The sequence below is a fragment of the Streptomyces sp. NPDC058401 genome, from assembly GCF_042722885.1.
GTDB lineage: Bacteria > Actinomycetota > Actinomycetes > Streptomycetales > Streptomycetaceae > Streptomyces.
Genome location: NZ_JBHXKA010000080.1, coordinates 13,933 through 37,111 on the forward strand (window position 1 = coordinate 13,933; position 23,179 = coordinate 37,111).

A 23,179-nucleotide genomic window follows, 5' to 3' on the forward strand; every position below is an offset into this window, starting at 1 on the left:
TCGGTCGGGGTCGGGGTGTCCGGGGCGGGTTCAGGCGGCTCAGGCGGGCAGGACGTTGATCGCGTGGTCCTCGGTGGCCCACAGGTACTGCACGGCGTACGCGCGCCAGGGCCGCCAGTGCGCGGCCCGGGCCGTCAGCGCCGCGGGCGTGGACGGCAGCCCGAGCCCCTTCGCGGCCCGCCGGATCCCCAGGTCGGAGGGGATGAACGCGTCCGGGTCGCCCAGCGCCCGCATCGCGATGATCTCGGTGGTCCACGGCCCGAAGCCGGGCAGCGCCCCCAGCCGTGCGCGGGCCGCCTCCCAGTCGCTGTCGATGCCGAGCGGGAGCGAGCCGTCGGCGAGGGCCGAGACGAGCGTGGTGAAGGTGGTCCGCCGGCTCCGCGGCAGGGCCAGGGACTCCGGATCCAGTCCGGCCAGCGCCTGCGAGGTGGGGAACAGGTGGGTCAGCCCGCCCTCCGGGTCGGGGTCGGCCACCGGCTCGCCGAGCGCCCGCACCAGGCGGGCCGCGTGCGTACGGGCCGCCGCGGTGGACACCTGCTGGCCGAGCACCGCCCGTACGGCGAACTCCTCCGCGTCGACGGTACGCGGCACCCGCCGGCCGGGAGCCTTGGCCACGAGCGGGGCCAGCAGCGGGTCCGCGCGCAGCTGCTCGTCCACGGCCTCGGGGTCCGCGTCGAGGTCCAGGAGCCGCCGGCAGCGGCTGATGGCGATGGTGAGGTCGCGCAGGTCGGTGAGGGCGAGCCGGCAGCCGATGTGGTCGGGCCGCGGGGTGAGTGCGACGACGCCGGTGCCGTACGGCAGCCGCAGCGTGCGGCGGTAGGCGCCCGCCCGCCACTCCTCGACCCCGGGGACCGCGGTCGCGGCGAGGTGGCCGAAGAGGTTGTCGGGGGTGAGCGGGGCACGGAAGGGCAGCCGCAGGCTGATGGTGCCCGGCACCTGGGCGGCTCCTGGACCGGCGCCCGGGGCGGCCCCCCGGCCTGCCGCCCGCGCCCGGAGCTCGCTCGGAGCCAGGGCGAAGACCTCGCGGACGGTGTCGTTGAAGGTCCGGATCGAGGAGAACCCGGCGGCGAAGGCGATGTCGCCCATCGGGAGCCCGGAGGTCTCGATGAGCAGCCGGGCGGTCTGCGCGCGCTGGGCCCTGGCCAGGGCGAGCGGCCCGGCGCCGAGCTCGGCACCCAGCTGCCGCTCCACCTGACGGGCGGAGTACCCGAGCCGCGAGGCCAGCCCCGGGACGCCCTCGCGGTCCACCACCCCGTCCTGGATGAGGCGCATGGCGCGGGCGACGGCGTCGGCGCGGGCGTTCCACTCGGGGGAGCCGGGGGAGGTGTCGGGCCGGCACCGCTTGCAGGCCCGGTACCCGCTCTGCTGGCAGGCTGCGGCGCTGGGCAGGAAGGTCATGTTCTCGACCTTGGGCGGTACGGCGGGGCAGCTGGGGCGGCAGTAGATCCCGGTGGTCCTCACGGCGGTGAAGAACCAGCCGTCGAACCGCGCGTCCTTCGACTGGACGGCCCGTACGCAACGCTCCGTATCGGTGTACATGGCTCCCATCCTCCCGGGCGAGCCGTCCCCGGGCTGGCGGTTTTCCGACACCAAGCGTACGCGCGTCCCACACTCCGGCTCCGCCCCAGACCCCGCGCCTCAAACGCCGGCGGGGCTGGTTATGGCTGACGACGGCGAAAATCCAGCCCCTCCGGCGTTTGAGGAGCGGGGGTCCGGGGGCTGGCCCCGGGGGAACGGGGGAAGGGCGGGTAGGGGACCAGCCCCACGCAGTGGCGGTCCAGGGGGTGCGCAGCGGGCCCGCTCCGGGACGGCGCAGGCGGCCCCCGCATGCAGAAGGCCCCCGGCTGCCTGGGCGGCGGTCGGGGGCCTTGCGTACGGCGGGAGGCTACGGGGCCTGGGTGGCCCTCGCCTCGCGACGGTTGTGGCGGAAGGTGTTCGCGCGACGGGTCGTCGCGAACAGCGGAATGGTCGCCGCCAGAGCGATCTGCAGCGCGCAGCCGGTCTGGAGCAGCAGCCCGCCGCCCGGCGCGTCGAACGCCCACGCGGCCAGCAGGCCCATCGCCGCGACGATCCAGCTGAGCATCGCCACCGCGAGGACACCCCGCGGCTTGGGGTACTCGACCCGGCTCACCATCAGCCAGGCCACGCCGACGATCGCCAGCAGGGTCGGGATGAAGGGCAGCTCCAGCAGCACGATCGAGACGACCGTGAGCGCGCCGAAGGGGCTCGGCATGCCCTGGAACATGCCGTCCTTCATCGCCACGCAGCTGAATCTCGCGAGGCGCAGGACGACTGCCAGGAGGACGACGATCGCCGCCAGCGCCGACATCTTCTGTACCGCGTCGTCGGCGACCATGCCGTAGACGAGCACGAAGTACGCCGGAGCCAGGCCGAAGCTGATGAGGTCGGACAGGTTGTCCAGCTCCGCGCCCATCGGCGAGCTGCGCAGCTTGCGGGCCACGATGCCGTCGAAGAGGTCGAAGACCGCGGCGAGCAGCATCAGTATCACGGCCGTGGCAGCGCTGCTGCGGGCCATGCCCGATTCGCCGCTGCCGGTGAGGTGCGGGATGAGGATCCCGGTGGTGGTGAAGTACACCGCCATGAATCCGCAGGTCGCGTTTCCGAGGGTCAGGGTGTCCGCTATCGACAGCCGCAGTGACAGCGGCATGTCGTCCTCGGTGGACTCCTCCTCGGAGGCCTCGGGCACCCAGCCGGACGCCGGCGTCGTCAGGTTCGCCGGGGTCTCAGGTTCAGTCACGGTCAATTCGGGTCACCCCCGCGGTGGTGGCCTGTCCGACCTCGACCGCGACCTCGACGCCCTCGGGGAGGTAGATGTCGACGCGGGAGCCGAAGCGGATCAGACCGATGCGTTCGCCCTGCTCCACCTTGGTTCCGGCCGGCAGGTACGGGACGATGCGACGGGCGACGGCGCCGGCGATCTGCACCATCTCGATGTCGCCGAGTTCGGTGTCGAAGTGCCAGACGACGCGCTCGTTGTTCTCGCTCTCCTTGTTGAACGCCGGAACGAATCCACCGGGGACGTGCTCCACGGACGTCACCGTGCCCGCGAGGGGCGCCCGGTTGACGTGGACGTTCAGGGGGCTCATGAAGATCGCGACGCGGGTGCGTCCGTCCTTCCACGGCATGATGCTCTGCACCACACCGTCGGCGGGCGAGATGACCCGGCCCTGCGTGATCTCACGCTCGGGGTCGCGGAAGAACCACAGCATGCCCGCCGCGAGCGCGGTGGTGGGCACGGCCACTGCCGCCCAGCGTCCGGACTTGCGCGCCCGGACGAGGCTGACGGCGGCGGTGGCGACGGTCGGCAGAAGCCACGGCGATGCTCCGCGCGCGAGGCGTCCACCGAGGAGGCCGACGCGAGGTGCAGAGGTTTGGCTGTGGGGCATGGATGACCTTCGTAGCGGGTGATGCCGCGCCGTAAACGGGGGGACGGGACGGCGGCTTTACTGGAATGCTATCGGTTGCGCGCAACAACTGGGCAAGCCAGAAGCCGAGTCGATGGCCGTGAGCCAGTGACTGCTAGTGACTCTTTCGCGGTAAACCGCTGGACGATTTACCTCAAAAGGGACTTTCAGCCCTGGAGCCGGTACTCCTCGAGCAGGCGTCGCCCGATGATCATTTTCTGGATCTCGGCGGTACCTTCGCCGATGAGCAGCATGGGCGCCTCCCGGTAGAGGCGCTCGATCTCGTACTCCTTCGAGAAGCCGTAGCCACCGTGGATACGGAACGCGTCCTCCACCACCTCCTTGCAGTACTCGGAGGCGAGGTACTTCGCCATCCCTGCTTCGAGGTCGTTTCGTTCCCCGGAGTCCTTTTTGCGTGCTGCATTGACCATCATCGCATGGGCGGCTTCGACCTTGGTAGCCATCTCGGCCAGCTTGAACTGGATCGCCTGGTGCTCGGCGATGGCCTTGCCGAAAGTGTGACGTTGTTGGGCATATGAGACACCCAGCTCGAACGCACGCTGCGCGACGCCGCAACCACGGGCCGCCACGTTGACACGGCCGACCTCGACCCCGTCCATCATTTGGTAAAACCCTCGGCCGGTCGCCCCGCCCAGGACCCGATTGGCCGGAATGCGCAGTCCGTCCATGATGAGCTCGGTGGTGTCGACCCCCTTGTAGCCCATCTTGTCGATCTTGCCCGGGATGGTCAGGCCGGGCCGGACCTCACCGAAGCCGGCCTCCTTCTCCACGAGGAAGGTCGTCATCGACTTGTGGGGCGCGGTGCCCTCCGGGTGTCCTTCGTCACTGCGCACCAGAACGGCCACCAGCGTGGACGTGCCGCCGTTCGTCAGCCACATCTTCTGGCCGTTCAGGACGTACTCGTCGCCGTCCTTCACCGCCTTGGAGGTGATGGCCGACACATCGGAGCCGAGCCCCGGCTCGGACATCGAGAACGCGCCGCGCACCTCGCCCAGCGCCATCCGCGGAAGGAAGTACTCCCTCTGCTCCTGGGTGCCGTGCTGCTTGAGCATGTACGCCACGATGAAGTGCGTGTTGATGATGCCCGAGACGGACATCCAGCCGCGCGCGATCTCCTCGACGCACAGCGCGTAGGTGAGGAGCGACTCGCCCAGGCCGCCGTACTCCTCAGGGATCATCAGGCCGAAGAGGCCGAGTTCCTTGAGGCCGTCGACGATCTGCTGCGGGTATTCGTCCCGGTGCTCCAGCTCGGTCGCGACCGGGATGATCTCCTTGTCGACGAACTCCCGGACGGTCTTGAGGATGTCCCTCTGGTCGTCCGTCAGGCCGGCGGTCTGGGCAAGTCGGCTCATGGTTCTACTTCCCCTGTTCCTTCAGCGTGGGGCGGCCGGGCTGCTCGCCGCCGCGCTCCTTGATGTACGTCTCGGTCGGGACCATCACCTTGCGCCGGAAGACGCAGACGAGGGTGCCGTCCTGCTTGTAGCCCTTGGTCTCCACGTAGACGATGCCGCGGTCGTTCTTCGACTTCGACGGGGTCTTGTCGAGGACCGTGGTCTCGCCGTAGAGCGTGTCGCCGTGGAAGGTCGGCGCCACGTGCCGCAGCGACTCGATCTCCAGGTTGGCGATGGCCTTGCCGGAGACGTCCGGCACCGACATGCCCAGCAGCAGCGAGTAGATGTAGTTGCCCACGACGACGTTCTTGCCGAAGTCGGTCGTGTTCTCCGCATAGTTGCTGTCCATGTGGAGCGGGTGGTGGTTCATGGTCAGCAGACAGAAGAGGTGGTCGTCGTACTCGGTGACCGTTTTTCCGGGCCAGTGCTTGTAGACCGCGCCGATCTCGAACTCTTCGTAGGTGCGTCCGAACTGCATGCTGCTACGCCTCCGGGATCTCGAACTTGGTGGTGCGCTGCATGCCCGCGGCGCGGCCCTTGCCCGAGATGACCAGCGCCATCTTGCGGCTGGCCTCGTCGATCATCTCGTCGCCGAGCATCGCCGAGCCCTTCTTGCCGCCGGCCTCGGAGGTGCACCAGTCGTACGCGTCGAGGATCAGCTCGGCGTGGTCGTAGTCCTCCTGCGAGGGGGAGAAGACCTCGTTGGCCGCGTCGACCTGGCCGGGGTGCAGCACCCACTTGCCGTCGAAGCCCAGGGCCGCCGCGCGTCCGGCGACCTCGCGGTAGCCGTCGACGTTCTTGATCTGGAGGAAGGGGCCGTCGATCGCCTGGAGGTCGTGCATGCGGGCCGCCATCAGGATCCGCATCAGGATGTAGTGGTAGGCGTCCGCGCCGTAGCCGGGCGGCTGCATGCCCACGACCAGGGACTTCATGTTGATGGAGGCCATGAAGTCGGCCGGCCCGAAGATGATGGTCTCCAGTCGCGGCGAGGCGGCGGCGATCGCGTCGACGTTCACCAGGCCCTTGGCGTTCTCGATCTGCGCCTCGATGCCGATCTTGCCGACCTCGAAGCCCATCGTCTTCTCGATCTGCGTCAGGAGCAGGTCGAGCGCCACGACCTGCTGGGCGTCCTGGACCTTCGGCAGCATGATGCAGTCGAGGTTCTGGCCGGCACCCTCGACGACCGTGATCACATCGCGGTACGTCCAGTGCGTGGTCCAGTCGTTGACGCGCACCACGCGGGTCTTGCCGGTCCAGTCGCCCTGGTTCAGCGCGTCCACGATCGTGTGGCGGGCGCCTTCCTTGGCCAGCGGGGCGCAGGCGTCCTCCAGGTCCAGGAAGACCTGGTCGGCCGGCAGGCCCTGGGCCTTCTCCAGGAACCGGGGGTTGGAACCCGGTACCGCGAGGCAGGAGCGGCGCGGCCGGAGCCGGTTGACCGGGGAAGAGGGCGTGGTCATGCGGGGACCTCCGTGCTTGCAAGGGTGTCAGTGGTGAGGATCTCGTCGGCGTCGCCGAGCGGGTGGAGCTTGTTGGCCCTGCGGATCTCGTCGACGATACGGCCGATGATCTCCGTGATCCCGAAGTCCTTCGGGGTGAAGACCGCCGCCACCCCGGCCTTCTTGAGGGCCACGGCGTCGGCATTCGGAATGATGCCGCCGAGCACGACCGGGATGTCACCCGCCCCCGCCGCGCGGAGCCGTTCCAGCACGTCCGGGACGAGCGCGCTGTGCGAGCCGGACAGGATGGACAGTCCCACGCAGTGCACGTCCTCGGCCAGGGCCGCCGAGGAGATCTCCTCGGGGGTCAGCCGGATGCCCTGGTAGACCACCTCGAAACCGGCGTCGCGGGCCCGTACGGCGATCTGCTCGGCGCCGTTGGAGTGCCCGTCCAGGCCGGGCTTGCCGACCAGCAGGCGCAGCCGGCCGGAGCCCAGCTCGTCGGCGGTACGGGAGACCTTCGCGCGGACGAGGGCCATGGGGGTCCCCTCCTCGGCGGTCACGGCCACCGGGGCCGAGGAGACCCCGGTCGGCGCCCGGAACTCCCCGAACACCTCGCGCAGCGCGCCCGCCCACTCGCCGGTGGTGACACCGGCGCGGGCGCACTCCAGGGTGGCCTCCATCAGGTTCTCGTCCCCGGCGGCGGCCTCCTTGAGCCGGTCCAGGGCCTGCATGACCGTGGGGAAGACGAACGGGTCGCCGCCGCCCTGCCGGTCCGAGGACTCCTGGCGCTCGGCCTTCCAGCGGCCGATGCGCTCGACGGTCTGCGCCTCCAGGGCCCCGTCCACCGTCATGATGGCGCCGTCCAGGTCGGCGGTGAGCGGGTTCTCCTCGGTCTGCTGGAAGCAGTTGACACCGACGATCTTGTCCTGGCCGTCCTCGATCCGGGCCCGCCGCGCGGCGTGCGAGGAGACCAGCTCGCCCTTGAGGTAGCCGGACTCGACGGCCGCCATCGCGCCGCCCATCTCCTGGATCCGGTCGATCTCGGCCAGGCACTCGGCCACCAGGGACTCGACCTTGGCCTCGATCACGTGCGAGCCGGCGAAGATGTCCTCGTACTCCAGCAGGTCGCTCTCGTGCGCCAGGACCTGCTGGATGCGCAGCGACCACTGCTGGTCCCAGGGCCGCGGCAGGCCCAGCGCCTCGTTCCAGGCGGGCAGCTGCACGGCGCGGGCGCGGGCATCCTTGGAGAGGGTGACCGCGAGCATCTCCAGCACGATCCGCTGGACGTTGTTCTCCGGCTGCGCCTCGGTCAGGCCCAGGGAGTTGACCTGGACCCCATACCGGAAGCGGCGCTGCTTGTCGTTCTCGATGCCGTAGCGCTCGCGGGTGACCTTGTCCCAGATGCGGCCGAAGGCGCGCATCTTGCACATCTCCTCGATGAAGCGGACGCCCGCGTTCACGAAGAAGGAGATCCGGGCGACGACCTCGCCGAACCGCTCCGGCGGGACCTGGCCCGAGTCGCGCACCGAGTCCAGGACCGCGATGGCCGTGGACATCGCGTACGAGATCTCCTGGACCGGCGTGGCTCCGGCCTCCTGGAGGTGGTACGAGCAGATGTTGATCGGGTTCCACTTCGGGATGTGGTTGACCGTGTACGCGATCATGTCCGTCGTCAGGCGGAGCGAGGGCCCGGGCGGGAAGACGTGCGTCCCGCGCGAGAGGTACTCCTTGACGATGTCGTTCTGGGTGGTGCCCTGGAGCTGGGCGATGTCCGCGCCCTGCTCCTCGGCGGCCACCTGGTAGAGCGCCAGCAGCCACATGGCGGTGGCGTTGATCGTCATCGAGGTGTTCATCTGCTCCAGGGGGATGTCCTGGAACAGCCGCCGCATGTCGCCCAGGTGGGAGACCGGGACCCCGACCCGGCCGACCTCGCCGCGGGCGAGGATGTGGTCGGGGTCGTAGCCGGTCTGCGTCGGCAGGTCGAACGCGACCGACAGGCCGGTCTGGCCCTTGGCGAGGTTGCGGCGGTACAGCTCGTTGGACGCCTCGGCCGTGGAGTGGCCGGCGTACGTCCGCATGAGCCACGGACGGTCCTTCTGGCGCTCTGTCATCTCAGGCTGTCCCTTTGGCCTTTGAGGGGATTCTCAGATGTTTCGGAAGCGGTTGATCGCGTCGAGGTGCGTCGCCCGCATCTCGTGGTCCCGCACGCCCAGGCCCTCTTCGGGGGCCAGGCAGAGCACGCCGACCTTGCCCTGGTGGAGGTTGCGGTGGACGTCGTAGGCCGCCTGGCCGGTCTCCTCCAGGGAGTAGACCCGCGACAGGGTGGGGTGGATCTTGCCCTTGGAGATCAGCCGGTTGGCCTCCCAGGCCTCGCGGTAGTTCGCGAAGTGCGAGCCGATGATCTTCTTCAGGGACATCCACAGGTAGCGGTTGTCGTACTCGTGCATGTAGCCCGAGGTCGAGGCGCAGGTGGTGATGGTGCCGCCCTTGCGGGTGACGTAGACGCTCGCGCCGAAGGTCTCGCGGCCCGGGTGCTCGAAGACGATGTCGATGTCCTCGCCGCCGGTGAGCTCGCGGATGCGCTTGCCGAAGCGCTTCCACTCCTTCGGGTCCTGGGTGTGCTCGTCCTTCCAGAACTTGTAGCCCTCGGCGTTGCGGTCGATGACCGCGGTGGCGCCCATCGCCCGGCAGATGTCGGCCTTCTCCGGGGAGGAGACCACGCAGATCGGGTTGGCGCCGCCGGCCAGCGCGAACTGGGTGGCGTACGAGCCGAGCCCGCCGCTCGCGCCCCAGATCAGGACGTTGTCGCCCTGCTTCATGCCGGCGCCGTTGCGGGAGACCAGCTGGCGGTACGCGGTGGAGTTGACCAGACCGGGGGAGGCGGCCTCCTCCCAGCTGAGGTGGTCGGGCTTGGGCATCAGCTGGTTCGACTTGACGAGTGCGATCTCCGCCAGGCCGCCGAAGTTGGTCTCGAAGCCCCAGATGCGCTGCTCGGGGTCGAGCATCGTGTCGTTGTGGCCGTCGGAGGACTCCAGCTCGACCGACAGGCAGTGCGCGACGACCTCGTCGCCCGGCTTCCAGGCGTTGACGCCGGGGCCGGTGCGCAGGACGACGCCCGCGAGGTCGGAGCCGATGACGTGGTACGGCAGGTCGTGGCGCTTGGTGAGCTCCGAGAGGCGCCCGTAGCGCTCCAGGAAGCTGAAGGTGGACACCGGCTCGAAGATCGAGGTCCACACGGAGTTGTAGTTGACCGAGGAGGCCATGACGGCGACCAGGGCCTCGCCCGGGCCCAGCTCGGGGAGCGGGACCTCGTCGAGGTGCAGGGACTTGCGGGGGTCCTTCTCGCGGGTGGTGAGCCCGGCGAACATCTCCGCCTCGTCCTTGTGCACGGTGATCGCGCGGTACGAGTCGGGGAGCTGCAGGGCCGCGAAGTCGGCGGCCGTCGCGGCCTGGGACTGGATCGCGTCCAGGATGTCCTTCACGGTGTTGCCTCCGGCCGTGCGCTGATGAGGGTGCGCTGAGGGAAACGGGGTGCGTTGAGCGATGTGCTGGAGTGCCGTCGATTCGGCTGGGGTGGTGCTGCGCGGTGCCTGTGGTGGGGCGGTGCGGGAGGCCTGGTGACGCAGGCATCCGGGGCGCGTTCCGTGCCGAGTGGGCTGGATCGCGGGGACATCCGGACGAGATTCAACGTATGGCACCCCGTGTCACTCAGCAAGGCACCGCGTGCCAAAACTTTCTCTCATTTGCCGATTGACCTGCACGGATGAGCGATGATCGATCAGAGTTACCCGCGAGTAGGGGCAACTCGGACAAACGAAAGCGGCCGCCCCCGGAACGGGAGCGGCCGCTGTGAGATGTGTCGCCTGGAGGTGTCCGGGCGCGTGTCCAGATGAGTTGCCTACTTCTTTCTGAGTGCCTCTTCGATGGTCCGCATGACCTCGTCCAGCGGAGCGTCCGTACGGGCCACCGCCACCAGTACCTCGCCCTGCGTACGCACCGAGGCCGGCATGGGGGAGGGCTCCGGCGCCGGAGCCGTGCTGAGCGTGCGCCCGGCGCCGATCCCCGAACCGAAGGTCTTGCGCACGATCGAGAAGGCGTGGTCGAGCTGCGCCTCCACGTCGCCCTGCCCACCTGCCCGCAGCCAGCGCCGCAGCACGTGGTTGTGGGCGGTGACCACCGCCGATGCGGCCACCTCCGCCAGCAGCGGGTCGTCGTTGCCGTCGTGGTGGTCGGTCTCGTCGAAATGGGCCAGCAGGTAGCGGGTGAACAGCCGCTCGTAGCGGGCGACCGAGGCGATCTCCCGCTCCCGCAGCGCCGGCACCTCGCGGGTGAGCCGGTAGCGCTCCACCGACACCGCGGGCGAGGCGGCGTACATCTTCATGACTTCCTTGATCCCGCGGCACACCGTGTCGAGCGGGTGCTCGTGCGCCGGGGCCACGTCGAGGACGGCCTCGGCGCGGGTCAGGGTGTCGTCGTGATCCGGGAAGATCGCCTCTTCCTTGGACCGGAAGTGCCGGAAGAAGGTCCGCCGCGCGACCCCGGCCACCGAGGCGATCTCGTCGACCGTCGTGGCCTCGTACCCCTTGTTCGCGAAGAGCTCCATGGCGGCCGCCGCGAGCTCGCGGCGCATCTTGAGCCGCTGCGCGGCCGCCTTGGTGCCGGCCGGGGTCTCCGGGGCGTCGGAGACCGCGGAGGCGCGGGGTGAGGTCTTGGCGGGCTGGGACATAGAGCGAAAGTACTTCATTCCCGCGGGAGAGCGCTCCCGAGGGGGCTGGGACGGGGATGGATGCGGGGGAGGGCCGGCACTGGGCACACAGTGCTCCTCGGGAGGGTGTGTCCGCCGTGAGGGTCCGGCGGACCCGAGCAGCCCTCCCCACGCATCCTGCTCTGGGGGCTCCTGCGCCTGCCGCGGGTTACCGGCGGGGGGCGTACTCACGGAATCCGCGGCCGGTCTTCCGGCCCAGGCAGCCTGCCGCGACCAGGTGCTCCAGCAGCGGGGACGGGGCCAGGCCCGGGTCGCGGAACTCCTTGTGCAGGACCTGCTCGATGGCCAGCGACACGTCCAGGCCGACCACGTCGAGGAGCTCGAAGGGCCCCATCGGGTAGCCGCCGCCCAGCTTCATCGCCGCATCGATGTCGTCGATGCCGGCGTAGTGCTGCTCGACCATCTTGATCGCGTTGTTGAGGTACGGGAACAGCAGCGCGTTCACGATGAAGCCCGCCCGGTCCCCGCAGTCCACCGCGTGCTTGCGCACCTGACCGCAGATCCCGCGGACCGTCGCGTGCACGTCGTCGGCGGTCAGGACGGTCCGGACCACCTCGACCAGCTTCATCGCCGGGGCCGGGTTGAAGAAGTGCATGCCGATCACGTCCTCGGGACGCGAGGTCGCACGGGCGATCGCGATCACCGGGAGCGAGGAGGTGGTGGTGGCGAGCACCGCACCGGGCTTGCAGGCCTTGTCCAGCGCCCGGAACAGCTCCTGCTTCACCTCCAGGTCCTCGGCGACGGCCTCCACCGCCAGGTCCACGTCGGAGAAGGCGTCCAGCGAGCCCGCCGCGGTGATCCGGCCCACGGTGGCGGCGGCCGCCTCCGCGGTCAGCCGGCCGCGGTCCACCGCGCGGGCCAGCGACTTGCCGATCGCGGCCTTCGCCGCGTCCGCCTTCTCCTGGCTGCGGGCCGCCAGCACCACGGGGAAGCCGGCCTGCGCGAAGACCTGCGCGATCCCGCTCGCCATCGTGCCCGAACCGGCCACGCCCACCGAGTTCACCGGACGGCTCGCCCGGACCAGCTCCCCGTCCGGCGGGGTCTGCAGGTCGCGGACGAGGACCTGGCTGCCCGGGGCCTCGTACGTGTAGAACCCGCGCCCGGACTTCTGCCCGGTCAGGCCCGCCTCGGCGAGGTGCCCCAGGATCGGGGCCGGGGCGTGCAGCCGGTCGCCCGAGGCCGTGTACATGGCCTCCAGGACGGTGCGGGCGGTGTCCACGCCGATCAGGTCGAGCAGCGCGAGCGGGCCCATCGGCAGGCCGCAGCCCAGCTTCATCGCCGCGTCGATGTCCTCGCGGGAGGCGTACTTCGCCTCGTACATGGCGGCCGCCTGGTTCAGGTAGCCGAAGAGCAGGCCGTCGGCGACGAAGCCCGGGCGGTCGCCGACCGCGACGGGCTCCTTGCCGAGCTCGCGGGCCAGCGCGGTGACCGCCTCGACGGCCGGCGGGGCCGTCAGCACGCTGGAGACGACCTCGACCAGCTTCATCGCCGGAACCGGGTTGAAGAAGTGCAGGCCGACCACCCGCTCCGGGCGCTGGGACTCGGCTGCCATCCGCGTCACCGACAGGGCGTTGGTGCCGGTGGCCAGGATCGCGGTGGGCCGGACGATCGCGTCGAGCTCGCGGAAGAGCCGCTGCTTGAGCTCGTAGGACTCGGGGACCACCTCGATGACGAGGTCGGCCTCGGCGGCGGCGTCCAGCTCGGAGAAGGTGCGGAAGCGGGCGAGCACCGCCTCGCGCTCCTGCTCGGTGAGCTGCTCCTTGACGACGGAGCGGGCGGTCGACGCCGCGAGGGCCGTGGTGGCCCGGCGGGCGGCGGCCTCGCTCACGTCGATGCCGATGACCTCGCGGCCGGCCCGGGCGAGGACCTCGGCGATGCCGGAGCCCATCGTGCCGAGACCGACGACGGCGATGGTCTGCAGGGCGGGACGGACGGGCTGGGAGGAGGGGGAGGGCTGACCGGACGTGGACGGAAGGTCCATCGCGGGACTCCAGTGGAAGAGGGTGACGACTGAGGGGGCGCGCGGCGCGGGGCGCTCGGCGCGCGGGATGCCGTACGTATCTACGGCGCAACCCGGGGCGGGCCGCCGGATCCCCGAGGGAAGGGGTCGTGGCGGAGCAGCCCGGCGGGCGTGAACGGCGGAACCCTGTCCCGGGGGCGCCGTGCGTGAAGTCGTGCAGAACCGACTGGTGCGGGGAGGCTGCGTCACCAGGCCGTCCCCGTACGTGTTGTAGGGACAGTAGCCGGTGGCCAACTGGTCCGCCAGAGCGCGCAGATGTGACCTGTACCGCCCAAATGTACCGATCATCGATCATCGATCAACCGGCTGTTCGAAGGGCCGCCCCGACAGGCGGGACACCCCCTAGGGTGGCCGGGTGAACGACGTGTTGGAGCGCCTGCGGGCGGAAGCGGCGCAGGCACCGGAGTACGAGGCGCAGTACGAGGTGCTGCTCGCGGCGGACGCGGACGGCCTGGCCGCCTCGCTGGCCTCCGCCGGGCTGCCGCTGTGGGCCCGCGAGCTGGCCGCGTACCGGCTGGGGCTGGCCGGCGACCGGCGTGCCTTCGAGTCCCTGGTCCTGCTGCTCAACCACCGCGACCCGCCGCGCTGCGAGGCCGCCGCGCAGGCGCTGGCCGTCCTCGGGGACCCGCGCACCGCCCGCGCGGCGGCGGCGCTGGCCACGAACGAACTGCGCACGGCCTACGCCCTGCACCCGGTCCGGCTGCTGACGGCGCTGCACGCCCCGGAGTCGGCCCCCGCGCTGATCCGTACCCTGTCGCGGCTGCTCGCGCCGCACGACCCGTACTGGCGGGTGGCCCTGGCCTGCGTGGAGGGGCTGGGCGCGCTGGCGGACGAGCGGGCCCGGGAGGTCCTGACCCGGGCCCAGTCGCACCCCCGGCTGGCGGTGGCGGCGACGGCGGCCCTGCGGGGGCTCGGCGGCGGCTAGCAGGCGTCAGCCGGGCGTCAGCCGGGGGTCAGCTCGGCGTCAGCGGGCGAAGCCGGCCTTGAAGCCGGTGCCGAATCCGGCCGCGGAACCGGTGCGGAACCCGGTCTCGGTCTCGGGGGCCGGCCCGCTTCCGGCCGGCTCCGGGACGATCGCGAAGGCCTCGACCTCCATGAGCAGTTCGGGCCGGAACAGCGCCGACACCTGGACCGCCGAGGAGGCGGGGAGGAGGTCCGGGGCGAACACCTCGTCACGGGCCGCGCGTACCGCGGGGAGGTGGGCGACGTCGGTGACGAAGTACGTCAGCTTCACCACGTCGTCGAAGGTGGCCCCGGCCGCGTCGAGGCACCGGCCCAGGTTCTCGAAGACCTGCCGGGCCTGGGCGGCCGCGTCGCCCTCGCCGACCACCTCGCCCTTCTCGTCGAAGGCGCACTGACCGGACACGGCGACGAACCGGCCGGTGCCCCAGACGACGTGGTTGTAGCCGGTGCCGGGGGCGACGCCCTCCGGCGCGGCGATGCGGGTGAGGTGGTTGTCCTGTGAAGTAGCCATGGGCATGATCCTGCCCGCTGCGGGCCCGGACACCTACCCCGGCCGCTCCCGGCTACCCCCGGAAACCGAGCAGCCCGTGCAGCGCCGCGCCGCCCGCGGACGGCGGGACCGCGCGGGTCGCCGGGATGGGGGTGGGGGCCGGCTGGGCGGGGCAGACGGCGTCCGCGGCCTTGCCCGTCAGCAGGTACGAAGCCAGCTTCTCGTCGAGGCACTTGTTGCCGCTCAGGGCGATGCCGTGGTTGCCGCCGCCCTCCTCGACCACCAGCGCCGAGCCCGCGAGCTTGCGCCGCATGCTCACCGCGCCCTCGTACGGGGTCGCCGCGTCCTCGGTCGCCTGGAAGAGGAGCGCCTGCGGGAGCGCCGAGTTGGTGACGTCCGGTGCCTCGAGCGGCTCGCCCGGCCAGAACGCGCAGGGGGCGTTGTACCAGGCGTTGTTCCAGGTCATGAAGGGCGCCTTGGCGTGCGTGCGCCACATGTCGGCCCGCCACTGGTTCCAGTTCCGCGGCCAGGCCGAGTCCCGGCACTGCACGGCCGTGTACACGCTGTAGCTGTTGCCCGCCGAGGGCTCCACCGCGCCGAACTTCTCGTAAGCGGCGACCAGCGGCTTCGGGTCGCCCTCCACGGAGTACGCGGCGAAGGCCGTCGCGAGGTGGGGCCAGTAGCCGTTGAAGTAGCCGCCCGGCATGAAGGTGTCCTCCAGCTCCGCCGGGCCGACCTTGGCGCCCGCCGGGGCCGTGCGCAGCGCGGTCCGCATCTCGTACCAGCGGGCCTCGACCTCGGCCGGGTCGGTGCCGAGGTGGTAGGTGGAGTCGTACCGGGCCACCCAGGCCAGGAAGGCCTTGTGGCGGGAGTCGAAGGCCTGGTCCTGGGCGAGGTTGTCCTCGTACCAGACCCCGGCCGGGTCGACGACCGAGTCCAGGACCAGGCGGTGCACGCGGTCGGGGTGGAGCTTGGCGTACACCGCGCCCAGGTAGGTGCCGTAGGAGTAGCCGAAGTAGCTCAGCTTGTCCGCGCGCAGGGCGGTGCGCAGCACTTCGAGGTCGCGGGCCGCCGACACGGTGCCGATGTACGGGAGGACGTCGGCGTGCTTGGTCTGGCAGGACTCGGCGAAGGACTTCACCCGCTCCAGGTTGGCCCGCTCGGTCTCCTCGTCCAGCGGTACGGAGTCGGGCCGTACGGGGGTGAAGTGGCCCGCGCCGCAGTCCAGGGCGGGCTCGCTCTTGCCGACGCCGCGCGGGTCGAAGCCGATCACGTCGTACTGGGCCGCGACGTCCTTGGGCAGGGCGGAGGCGATGAACCCGGCCAGGGTGCGTCCGCTGCCGCCGGGCCCGCCGGGGTTGACCAGCAGCGGGCCCTGCGAGCGGGCGGCGGTGTGGGGGACCCGGGTCAGGGCGAGGGAGATCTGCCGGCCGGCCGGGTTGTCGTGGTCGAGGGGGACCTTGAGGGAGGCGCACTGGAGCGTCGGGTAGCGGGAGGTCGCGCAGGTGGACCACTTCAGGGTCCCGGCGGCCGGGGCCGGGGCTGCCGAAGCAGGGGCCGCGGCCGTGACCGGGCTCGCCAGGGCGGCGGCGAGGGTGGACACGGCCAGCAGGACGGCGGCGCGCCGCTTGACGGGACCGGGCTCGTTCAGCTTCTTCGGATGCAGCATGGGGCCTCCCAGCCGAGGGTTCTGGGCGGAATCGTCCCGGAACCTGTGCTCGGAAGGGGGGATTGGGGCCCCGATTGGCCCGATGTGATGACCCTTCAGTCGGTCGTACGGTCGTACGGGTGCTCAGAGCAGGCTGAGCTGGGTCGGCCCGGGTGCGGCCGCGGGCCCGTCCGGCCGCTCCGGCACGACGACCCGCCGGGCCGGTGCCGGGCCGCCGGGGCCTCCCGGTCCGATGCCGAACTCGGCGGCGAGCTCGTGGACTTGGCGGGTGATCATCCGCTGGTACCAGGTGGGGGCGTACGAGCCGCCCGCGTACATCCGCTCGTACCTGGCGGCCAGGTGGGGGTGGTGCTCGCCCAGCCAGGCCGTGAACCACTCGCGTGCGCCGGGGCGCAGATGGAGTACCAGGGGTGTCACGGAGGTGGCGCCCGACTCGGCGACGGCCCGGACGGTGGCCCGCAGCTGCTCGGGGGAGTCGCCGAGGAAGGGGATCACCGGGGCCATCAGCACCCCGCACTCGATGCCGGCGTCGGTGAGGGTGCGGACGGCCTGCAGCCGGGCGGCGGGGGAGGGGGTGCCGGGTTCGACCGTGCGCCACAGGGCGGTGTCGGTGAAGCCGACGGAGACGGAGATCCCGACGTCGGCGACGGCCGCTGCCTCCTGGATGAGCGGGAGGTCGCGGAGGATGAGCGTGCCCTTGGTCAGGATCGAGAAGGGGTTGGCCCGCTCGCGCAGCGCCTCGATGATCCCGGGCATCAGGCGGTACCGGCCCTCGGCGCGCTGGTAGCAGTCCACGTTGGTGCCCATCGCGATGTGCGCGCCGCTCCAGCGGGGCGAGGCGAGCTCGCGGCGCACCAGCTCGGGGGCGTTGGTCTTGACGACGATCTGGGAGTCGAAGCCGATGCCCGTGTCGAGGTCGAGGTAGCCGTGCGTCTTGCGGGCGAAGCTTATCCCGGCACTGACCGTGTCCCACGCAGGTCGTGTCGCATAGACCCGGCGACGGTCACGTCGTCAGTGCCGCCCTGAGGGCGTTACTCGTGTCTCCTTGACGCGACAGGAGCCTACCGTGATCGAACGCCTTCCGGCCGGTACAGGTGTGTCCGGTCACCTTGTCCTGTCACCCTGGCTCGATGATGACACCAAGCACCCTGTTCCACTTCACCACCGCTGACGGATGGGAGGCGATATCCCGAGATGCGAAGATCGCACTGGGCAAGCACTCCATGCACCTCGACGGTGACCGGCCACTGATCTGGCTGACCGACTCCGACAACCCGACCGACACCGGCCTGCACGCGCCCGACATGGCCTACCGGATCGAGGTCGGCCCGGCCCCCGGCATCCACTACTGGCCTGTGTGGAGCACCTTGGTGGACAACGCGGGCGCCATCGACAAGGCCGGAGGAACACACCGCACCTGGTACGTGGGGCTGGAGGAGATCCCTCTCGGCTTGTGCAGCGAGGCGATCAATCTCGACAGCAAGCAGACCGTACGGGACGCCCGGAGGATGCCCGGCGTGGAGGCATGGGGGCCGCTGCCGGATGCGGATGATGTCAACGACGTCGGAGCCCTCATCACCAGTTACATCGCGCCGCACGACCTCGGCCAGTACCGGGCCTACCGGCTGGGCGGCATGGTGGCGGCGATGAACGGCCTGCTGCCGCCCGGGGCAGACGAACGACGGGCCCGGATCGGCTGGCGGTCCCTCCTTGAGGAAGCCGGCTCGGTCCCGGACTGCCCGGAGCGGTGGGCCGCGTCGTAGGGGCCGAAGGCCACATGCACCTCCTGACTGCCAGCCGCTGCCGCCGACAGCGGCAATCTCGTGACGTAGACCGACGGGCATGGATATTGCGTCCTGCACTGGGTGACGGGCGAGCACGTTCAGGAGACCGAGCTTCCCCTTGCCGACGATCACGACATGACCGTGCTGGCCCGTAGCCAACCAGGTCGACGGCCCGGTCTGCGACCTTCATATCTTCCATATCGACAATGGGGCTCGCCCGGACGCTTGCAGTCGTGGTCGACCAGGTCAGTCAGTGTTGTCGTCGGTGATCCAGTGTTGGGGGATGAGGGCGCCTCCGTTACTGCGCCGCCAGCGATCCTGGACGGCACTACGGAAGGGCTCCTCGTCCAGGTCGGCGTGTTCCATCACGATGACTTGGAAGGAGCCCTGTAGTGTGTTCAGGCTCTGCTGGATTGTCCTATAGAGGTTGAGCAATGTGGCTCGTGCGGAACCGAACCCGCCGTCGCGTGTCTCGTCTGGGAAACCCGCCTGTGAGGGCTGGTCGAGAATGAGGAACCGGGGGACAGGGCTGTCCTGCTCGGTGAACCACTCATGCAGGCTCAGCATGGTGGCGACGTGATAGCCGAGGTAGTTTTGCCCGCTGCCCATCTGGGACATCCGGACCGGCCCTCGGCGGGTGTCGGCTACGACAGTAAGTGCGCGGGGGTCGAGCCGGATGGGGTCTTCCTTGTGTTCCAGGTCGAGCGCGACCGCCTTGGCCTGGATCTTGAGGTTGACCAAGGAGAGGAAACTACTCAGCCGGTCATCTTGGACGGTACTGCCGAGCAGTTCCTCGAACTCGGCGATCTGTGCAGCGAGGTCTTCCCGCCGGTCATCTACGGGAGGCGCTTCGGCCTGGCGGGCCATTGTCTCCAGGAAGAGGCTGATACGGCCTTGAACCACGGCCGCTCGGTGTCGGGGATCGTCTTGACTGGCTACCCTCTGGCCGGCGCTGAGGACGTCTATCTGCTCTTGGTTCCGGGCCAAGGCCCCCCGCAGGTCTGCCAGGGCATTTTCCTCTTCGGAGATGAGTGCGTTTATGTCTGGGGTGGCGTCGCCGATTGTGGCCATCTCGGCATCCAGCCGCACGAGGTCTTGCCGGATGATGCGTGCCGTCTGATCGGGCTCAGGCGCTACAGCGCCGCACACCGGGCACTGCCGGGCGGGCTCCTGTTCCTCTGCGCTTGGCCGGGGAAGTAGTCCCAGGGTGGCGAGGCGGGCGTGCTGCTCTCTAACCTGGCCCAGAAAATCGTCCTTCTCCCGTGCGATGTTCTTGAGATTGGAGATCCGCATGCGGGTATTGGCGTAGGCCTGGCGAAGCCCGCGGCGGTCGTCAGCGAGCCCAGACAGCGGATCGTCGCTTGAAGGGCCTCTTGCTTCCGGCTCGGCTGCAGCGACAGCTTGGCGTAGCCGGTCAATGATCTCGCCCTCTGCCAGTAGGCCACCCGCTGTGACTGGGTTGATCAGGCTGGCCTCGACTGCTTCGGAGTGCAACGCTGCGGCCGTCCCAGAGGCGGGCCGGAAGTCGCGGGTGGTAACCAGAGTTGTTTGCGCTTCAGTCAGTTGCCGCTTAAGCAGCTTCAGCTGATGCTCGCGCTGCGCACGTTCTGGATCTACGGCACCGAGGAAGTAGGGAAGCATGGCACGCAGCGCCGGCCGGTGGTACTCCTCCGTCTGGCCGTGGAAGAGCAGATCGGGGTTGGCGACTTCGTTCTGCTCTTGCAGGCAGAAGAACAGGGCGTGCCGAACGGACGGTGCAATCTGCCGAGCGCTGCGCGCCACCGGGAGTTGCACGGTCTGGTCGATGCCGGCGAATCGAGACAACACCCTCTTGGCGACGTCCAGGGGGGTGGAGAAGCTCAGCTCGGTACGCGCAGGAGGTGGTGCGCCATGAGCCTGGGACATGATGCATAGCGTGGTGGCCGTTGCAGCCTTGCCCGTAGGCGCTGGACGGGCGATGAACAGTTGCTGGTCGTCCTTCTCTACCGTGAGGGCGAACACGTGCACGAAGTTGCGTAGAGCGGCACCACGGATGACGTAGTCGTCGCTGGCCAGGCAGTAGTCGACGATGTCCAAGATCGCGCTTTTCCCGCGCCGGTAATCGCCCGTGATGATGTTCAGTTTGCCCGTCTGGAAGGGAACGGTGCGGATCTCGCCATCCTTGTTGTAGATCGAGATGGCGCTGATCTGGAACGTCAAGGCCGGACTCCTAGCAGGGTCATGACGGTGCTCATGCTTCCGCTGCTGGGCAGCCACCGTCCCAGCAGATGGGCTGACTTTTGGATTGCGACGATCTCCTCGCTGCCTCCAGTGATCACCTTCTTCAGCCGGCCCTTTGGCACGTACAGGTGGCCCTCCCTGTCGCAACTCACTAGATTTGTCTGCAATGCCGTCAGCAAGCCAGGCCGAACGACGTCGGCGACCGCGGAAGCGTTCTGTGCCATTGAGGCCTTCACGGGGCTGTTCTCCTGCAGCCAGCGGTGTAGGCCGCTGGAGGTCGTCCGCGGAAGCCTGGTACGTATCGCCGGTTGCAAGGCCATCACGGCGGCTAGGACGCCGACCACCACGGGACAGGGCGCGCCAAACTCCGTCTGATGGCCTTGCACCGCCCGGCCGACGACTAGGCCGGTGAAGAAAGGGTTGTAGAGGGCTCGCTCATCCCGGCTGAGATCGCTGAATTCCATCATGCCGAAGTCGTCTCCGCAGGCTCCAGCACGGCCATGAGCCGAGCGACGAAGTCCACGTGCCAGCCCACCCTGTAGTCATCAGCGAGCATGTGGAACGAGCCTTTGGACACGAACGGTTCATCACACTCTGGCCGGATCCGCCGCGGGGCCTCAGTCATCGCCCATTTGTAGATTCTTCTGGCCGCCGCAACCTTCTCTACCTCGGCCGCCTGGGCGCCTAGCCCGTCCACCATGTCGTCGAACAGTTCTTCCCACTCTTCAACCAGTCGGCGCTCGTAGCGGCTCAGCTCACCAGGAAGCAGAAGGTTCTCACCCAACCATCGCGAACGTTGCGTGACCGCCCGCATGTAGTCGCGGACTGCACGGCTGACCCGCGATGAGCCGACCTCGATCAGCTCTAGCTGCTGGATGAACGGCTGGCCAGCGTACTTCGCAAGGTCGGGCTCCAGCCCAGCGATGTCCTCGTCGATAGGTAGATTCGCTCGCCCGAACTGGTTTCGGAGGTCAGAGAAGACCTCGTCGAAATCAAGGCCGCTAATCGCGTCCTGGCCGCCTGCTCGCAGTTGTCGGATCGCCCTCCGAAAGAACCACCCCTCCAACCGAACAAGAAATGAGGTGGCGTGGTCACGGCCCACGGCTGTGACTGCTGACTGCCGCAACTGTTTTTCCACCGCGTCGACATCCGGAGCGTTACCGATCACCCGGATCTTGGAAACCATGAGGGCCCGCTGTCTGTCGGTCAGTAGGTCGAAGGCCTTAAAGGGCTTCACCAACGCGTCGCTCTTCGAGGTCGCGCGCGTTGCCTCCAGCGCTGCGAGAGCACGCACCTCATCCCTGCAACGGCTGTCGTGGTCCTGTAGCCAGCTCCCCACGGAATCCTTGGGCAACTCTGCAGTAGTGAGAAGGACCAGATCCGTCTCGTCCAGGTCCAGCTGCCCATGGGCGATGCCGTGGGCCCAGATCCGCAGCGTCTTCCACAAGTCGACACTTGCGTTCGTCAAGCGGATACCAGGAGCGCGGTGCTTCAGCTGGTAGTAGGTCCTACCTTCGTCCGTGACTTCCTCTATGTCATCTCCGGCCTCGATGGCCAACGACCAGTCCAGGCTTCCGAGGCGGCTAACACACAGGTGTAGGGCCTTACGCAGCTGGTAAACGTACCCGAGTGCGGAAGCAGAGGCCTCGAAGTCGGGTTCCCGCTCAGCCATATTGCCCCCTGTAGGCCACCGTTCACCGTACGTGGCTCCGATCTTGGCACGGCCGAGTTGCCCCCGAAACCCCCTTGACCGAGAACGACCAGAGGGGCAGGGGCCGCGCTGCGGGCGCCCTATGACCGGAGGCACCTGACGGCTGACTGCATGGAGGGCAGCTGCCGACGGGGCGGTCGGTCAAAGCCGAGCAGCTCCCTCGGCTGACCTCAGTTAGAGGCCGCCAGTCGAGTAATCCCGTGCTACGGGGGCAGCGCCGTTTCGGGTGCCTGGCAGCGAGCGGATGTTATCGACGGCTGTGGCCTGGCGCCGGAGCCCTTCGATCTCGGTGTACTGGGCGGCAAGCCGGGAGATCGCCAGCGTCTTGAATTCGGTCAGCTCGGCCAAAGCCTCGTCTCGCCGAGTGACCCGTTTCTTGAGCTCGACGACCTGGGCTTTGAGCCGTTCGATCTGAGCTGCCCGCGGATCGGTGATCTGCCCGGCCTCTTGCAGCGTCCGCAGCCGGCGCTCGAACTCTTCACCGAGGTGCTGGTACGGACCGGGTCGCTCCGAACCGTCGCGGTTCTTCTTTGCGTAGAAGCCGGTGCGCGGGACGCCAGCTTCGGCCGCCAGTGTCTTCAGGTCCGGCTTCCCGCCGTTCGGGAGGTCGCCGCGTAGGAGACGGTCCATCGCCGCTCGGACTGCCTCCTCGTTTTGGGCCTTCACGTCGTCTGTCAGCCGTGCCATGTCACTGCCCATCCTTTACCGAGACGGTTCCCGTAGCGGCGTCGATCTCGTCCAGTACCCGCCGACTACGGTCCACGTCAGCCTGGAGTGCCGCCTTCGCTACATTGTTGCGGCCGATGGCTCCGAGGAAGATCTTCTGGCTGTCGTGACTGCTCTGCCATACATCGCGGTGGCACGGGTGGTGTGTGGCCTGCGAGCACCGGGCCGAGTCGCACATCCCGACCATCGGTTTGCTGTCGGCCTTGGGCGTGGTGCCGGCGAGTTTCCAGCACAGCATCTTGTCCGGATCGCGGTTCCAGCAATAGTTCGCCACCCCGACGTGCAGGTTCTTGGCCTCTCGCTGTAGCAGGGTCTCCAGGCGGCGGTCGCTGTCCAGCACTTTCGCTTCGCCCGCCTCGTGGTCTCTGAGCTCGGCGTCGATGTGGGTAAACGCGGCTATTAACGCCGACGCACCTGGTCCGGCTGGCATGACCCCCTTCTGGAAGTCCTGGAATGCCTCGCGCGTCAGCTCGACATGATGTTCTTCCTCGGCCTCCCGGACCTCTTCGAGGAAGACGCCCTGCGATCCGCCGGGCAGGTGCGCGTATCCCTCGG

General features: G+C 69.2%; 17 protein-coding genes and 3 pseudogenes. 2 read left to right on the forward strand and 18 right to left on the reverse strand.

Annotated elements, in window-relative coordinates; all coding sequences use genetic code 11:
* Positions 1-39: 39 nt before the first annotated feature.
* The 10 genes from ACFWNV_RS26050 to ACFWNV_RS26095 form a co-directional block, all read right to left on the reverse strand.
* On the reverse strand, positions 40-1,539 hold the full coding sequence (locus tag ACFWNV_RS26050) for an AlkA N-terminal domain-containing protein (protein WP_383951624.1): 1,500 nt from the start codon (positions 1,537-1,539) through the stop codon (positions 40-42).
* Between the two features lie 346 nt (positions 1,540-1,885).
* Positions 1,886-2,668 (reverse strand): CDP-diacylglycerol--serine O-phosphatidyltransferase, encoded by a 783-nt coding sequence (pssA, locus tag ACFWNV_RS26055; RefSeq protein ID WP_266912559.1) that lies wholly within the window; start codon positions 2,666-2,668, stop codon positions 1,886-1,888.
* An 82-nt stretch (positions 2,669-2,750) separates the two neighbouring features.
* A complete protein-coding gene (locus ACFWNV_RS26060; RefSeq protein WP_266885018.1) occupies positions 2,751-3,407 on the reverse strand; it encodes a phosphatidylserine decarboxylase in 657 nt (218 codons plus the stop codon).
* A gap of 185 nt (positions 3,408-3,592) precedes the next feature.
* Positions 3,593-4,798, reverse strand: coding sequence for an acyl-CoA dehydrogenase family protein (locus tag ACFWNV_RS26065; RefSeq protein ID WP_383951629.1), 1,206 nt, complete (start codon positions 4,796-4,798; stop codon positions 3,593-3,595).
* A gap of 4 nt (positions 4,799-4,802) precedes the next feature.
* Entirely contained in the window at positions 4,803-5,315 is a 513-nt protein-coding gene (locus tag ACFWNV_RS26070) for a MaoC family dehydratase (RefSeq protein ID WP_243341651.1), read from the reverse strand.
* 4 nt (positions 5,316-5,319) lie between these two features.
* Positions 5,320-6,294, reverse strand: a complete 975-nt coding sequence (locus tag ACFWNV_RS26075) for an HpcH/HpaI aldolase/citrate lyase family protein (RefSeq protein WP_383951632.1) — start codon at positions 6,292-6,294, stop codon at positions 5,320-5,322.
* Positions 6,291-8,387: a protein meaA gene (locus ACFWNV_RS26080; protein ID WP_383951635.1), complete on the reverse strand. Its 2,097-nt coding sequence runs from the start codon at positions 8,385-8,387 to the stop codon at positions 6,291-6,293. The genes ACFWNV_RS26075 and ACFWNV_RS26080 overlap by 4 nt, the downstream gene beginning before the upstream one ends.
* Positions 8,388-8,420: 33 nt before the next feature.
* On the reverse strand, positions 8,421-9,758 hold the full coding sequence (ccrA, locus tag ACFWNV_RS26085) for a crotonyl-CoA carboxylase/reductase (RefSeq protein WP_383951638.1): 1,338 nt from the start codon (positions 9,756-9,758) through the stop codon (positions 8,421-8,423).
* A gap of 416 nt (positions 9,759-10,174) precedes the next feature.
* The gene (locus ACFWNV_RS26090) at positions 10,175-11,002 is read right to left on the reverse strand and encodes a TetR family transcriptional regulator (RefSeq protein WP_383951640.1); all 828 of its coding nucleotides are present in this window, start codon (positions 11,000-11,002) and stop codon (positions 10,175-10,177) included.
* 187 nt (positions 11,003-11,189) lie between these two features.
* Complete coding sequence (locus ACFWNV_RS26095) at positions 11,190-13,022, reverse strand: 3-hydroxyacyl-CoA dehydrogenase family protein (RefSeq protein WP_383951643.1); 1,833 nt, start codon at positions 13,020-13,022, stop codon at positions 11,190-11,192.
* A gap of 394 nt (positions 13,023-13,416) precedes the next feature.
* Between ACFWNV_RS26095 and ACFWNV_RS26100 the strand changes: the two genes are divergently transcribed.
* Positions 13,417-13,986, forward strand: a complete 570-nt coding sequence (locus tag ACFWNV_RS26100; RefSeq protein ID WP_383951645.1) for a HEAT repeat domain-containing protein — start codon at positions 13,417-13,419, stop codon at positions 13,984-13,986.
* A 138-nt stretch (positions 13,987-14,124) separates the two neighbouring features.
* On the opposite strand, the pseudogene ACFWNV_RS26105 reads toward ACFWNV_RS26100, so the two are convergent.
* From ACFWNV_RS26105 to ACFWNV_RS26115, 3 genes and pseudogenes are all read right to left on the reverse strand, one after another.
* Positions 14,125-14,535, reverse strand: a pseudogene (locus ACFWNV_RS26105) (RidA family protein); the annotation flags it as partial.
* Between the two features lie 52 nt (positions 14,536-14,587).
* Entirely contained in the window at positions 14,588-16,183 is a 1,596-nt protein-coding gene (locus tag ACFWNV_RS26110) for an alpha/beta hydrolase (RefSeq protein ID WP_383951648.1), read from the reverse strand.
* Between the two features lie 123 nt (positions 16,184-16,306).
* Positions 16,307-17,128: pseudogene (locus ACFWNV_RS26115) on the reverse strand (radical SAM protein); the annotation flags it as partial.
* Between the two features lie 185 nt (positions 17,129-17,313).
* Here ACFWNV_RS26115 and ACFWNV_RS26120 point away from each other — a divergent pair.
* The gene (locus ACFWNV_RS26120) at positions 17,314-17,946 is read left to right on the forward strand and encodes a hypothetical protein (RefSeq protein WP_383951651.1); all 633 of its coding nucleotides are present in this window, start codon (positions 17,314-17,316) and stop codon (positions 17,944-17,946) included.
* A gap of 267 nt (positions 17,947-18,213) precedes the next feature.
* On the opposite strand, the gene ACFWNV_RS26125 is transcribed toward ACFWNV_RS26120, so the two are convergent.
* From ACFWNV_RS26125 to ACFWNV_RS26145, 5 genes and pseudogenes are all read right to left on the reverse strand, one after another.
* Positions 18,214-20,166 (reverse strand): DUF3732 domain-containing protein, encoded by a 1,953-nt coding sequence (locus tag ACFWNV_RS26125; protein ID WP_383951654.1) that lies wholly within the window; start codon positions 20,164-20,166, stop codon positions 18,214-18,216.
* A complete protein-coding gene (locus ACFWNV_RS26130; RefSeq protein WP_383951656.1) occupies positions 20,163-20,654 on the reverse strand; it encodes a three component ABC system middle component in 492 nt (163 codons plus the stop codon). Before ACFWNV_RS26130 ends, ACFWNV_RS26125 begins: the two co-directional genes overlap by 4 nt.
* On the reverse strand, positions 20,651-21,859 hold the full coding sequence (locus ACFWNV_RS26135; RefSeq protein ID WP_383951659.1) for an ABC-three component system protein: 1,209 nt from the start codon (positions 21,857-21,859) through the stop codon (positions 20,651-20,653). The genes ACFWNV_RS26130 and ACFWNV_RS26135 overlap by 4 nt, the downstream gene beginning before the upstream one ends.
* Before the next feature lie 213 nt (positions 21,860-22,072).
* Positions 22,073-22,585 carry a hypothetical protein gene (locus tag ACFWNV_RS26140; protein WP_383951661.1) on the reverse strand — a complete coding sequence of 171 codons (513 nt, stop codon included), beginning with the start codon at positions 22,583-22,585 and terminating at the stop codon, positions 22,073-22,075.
* A gap of 1 nt (position 22,586) precedes the next feature.
* Positions 22,587-23,179, reverse strand: a pseudogene (locus ACFWNV_RS26145) (hypothetical protein); the annotation flags it as partial.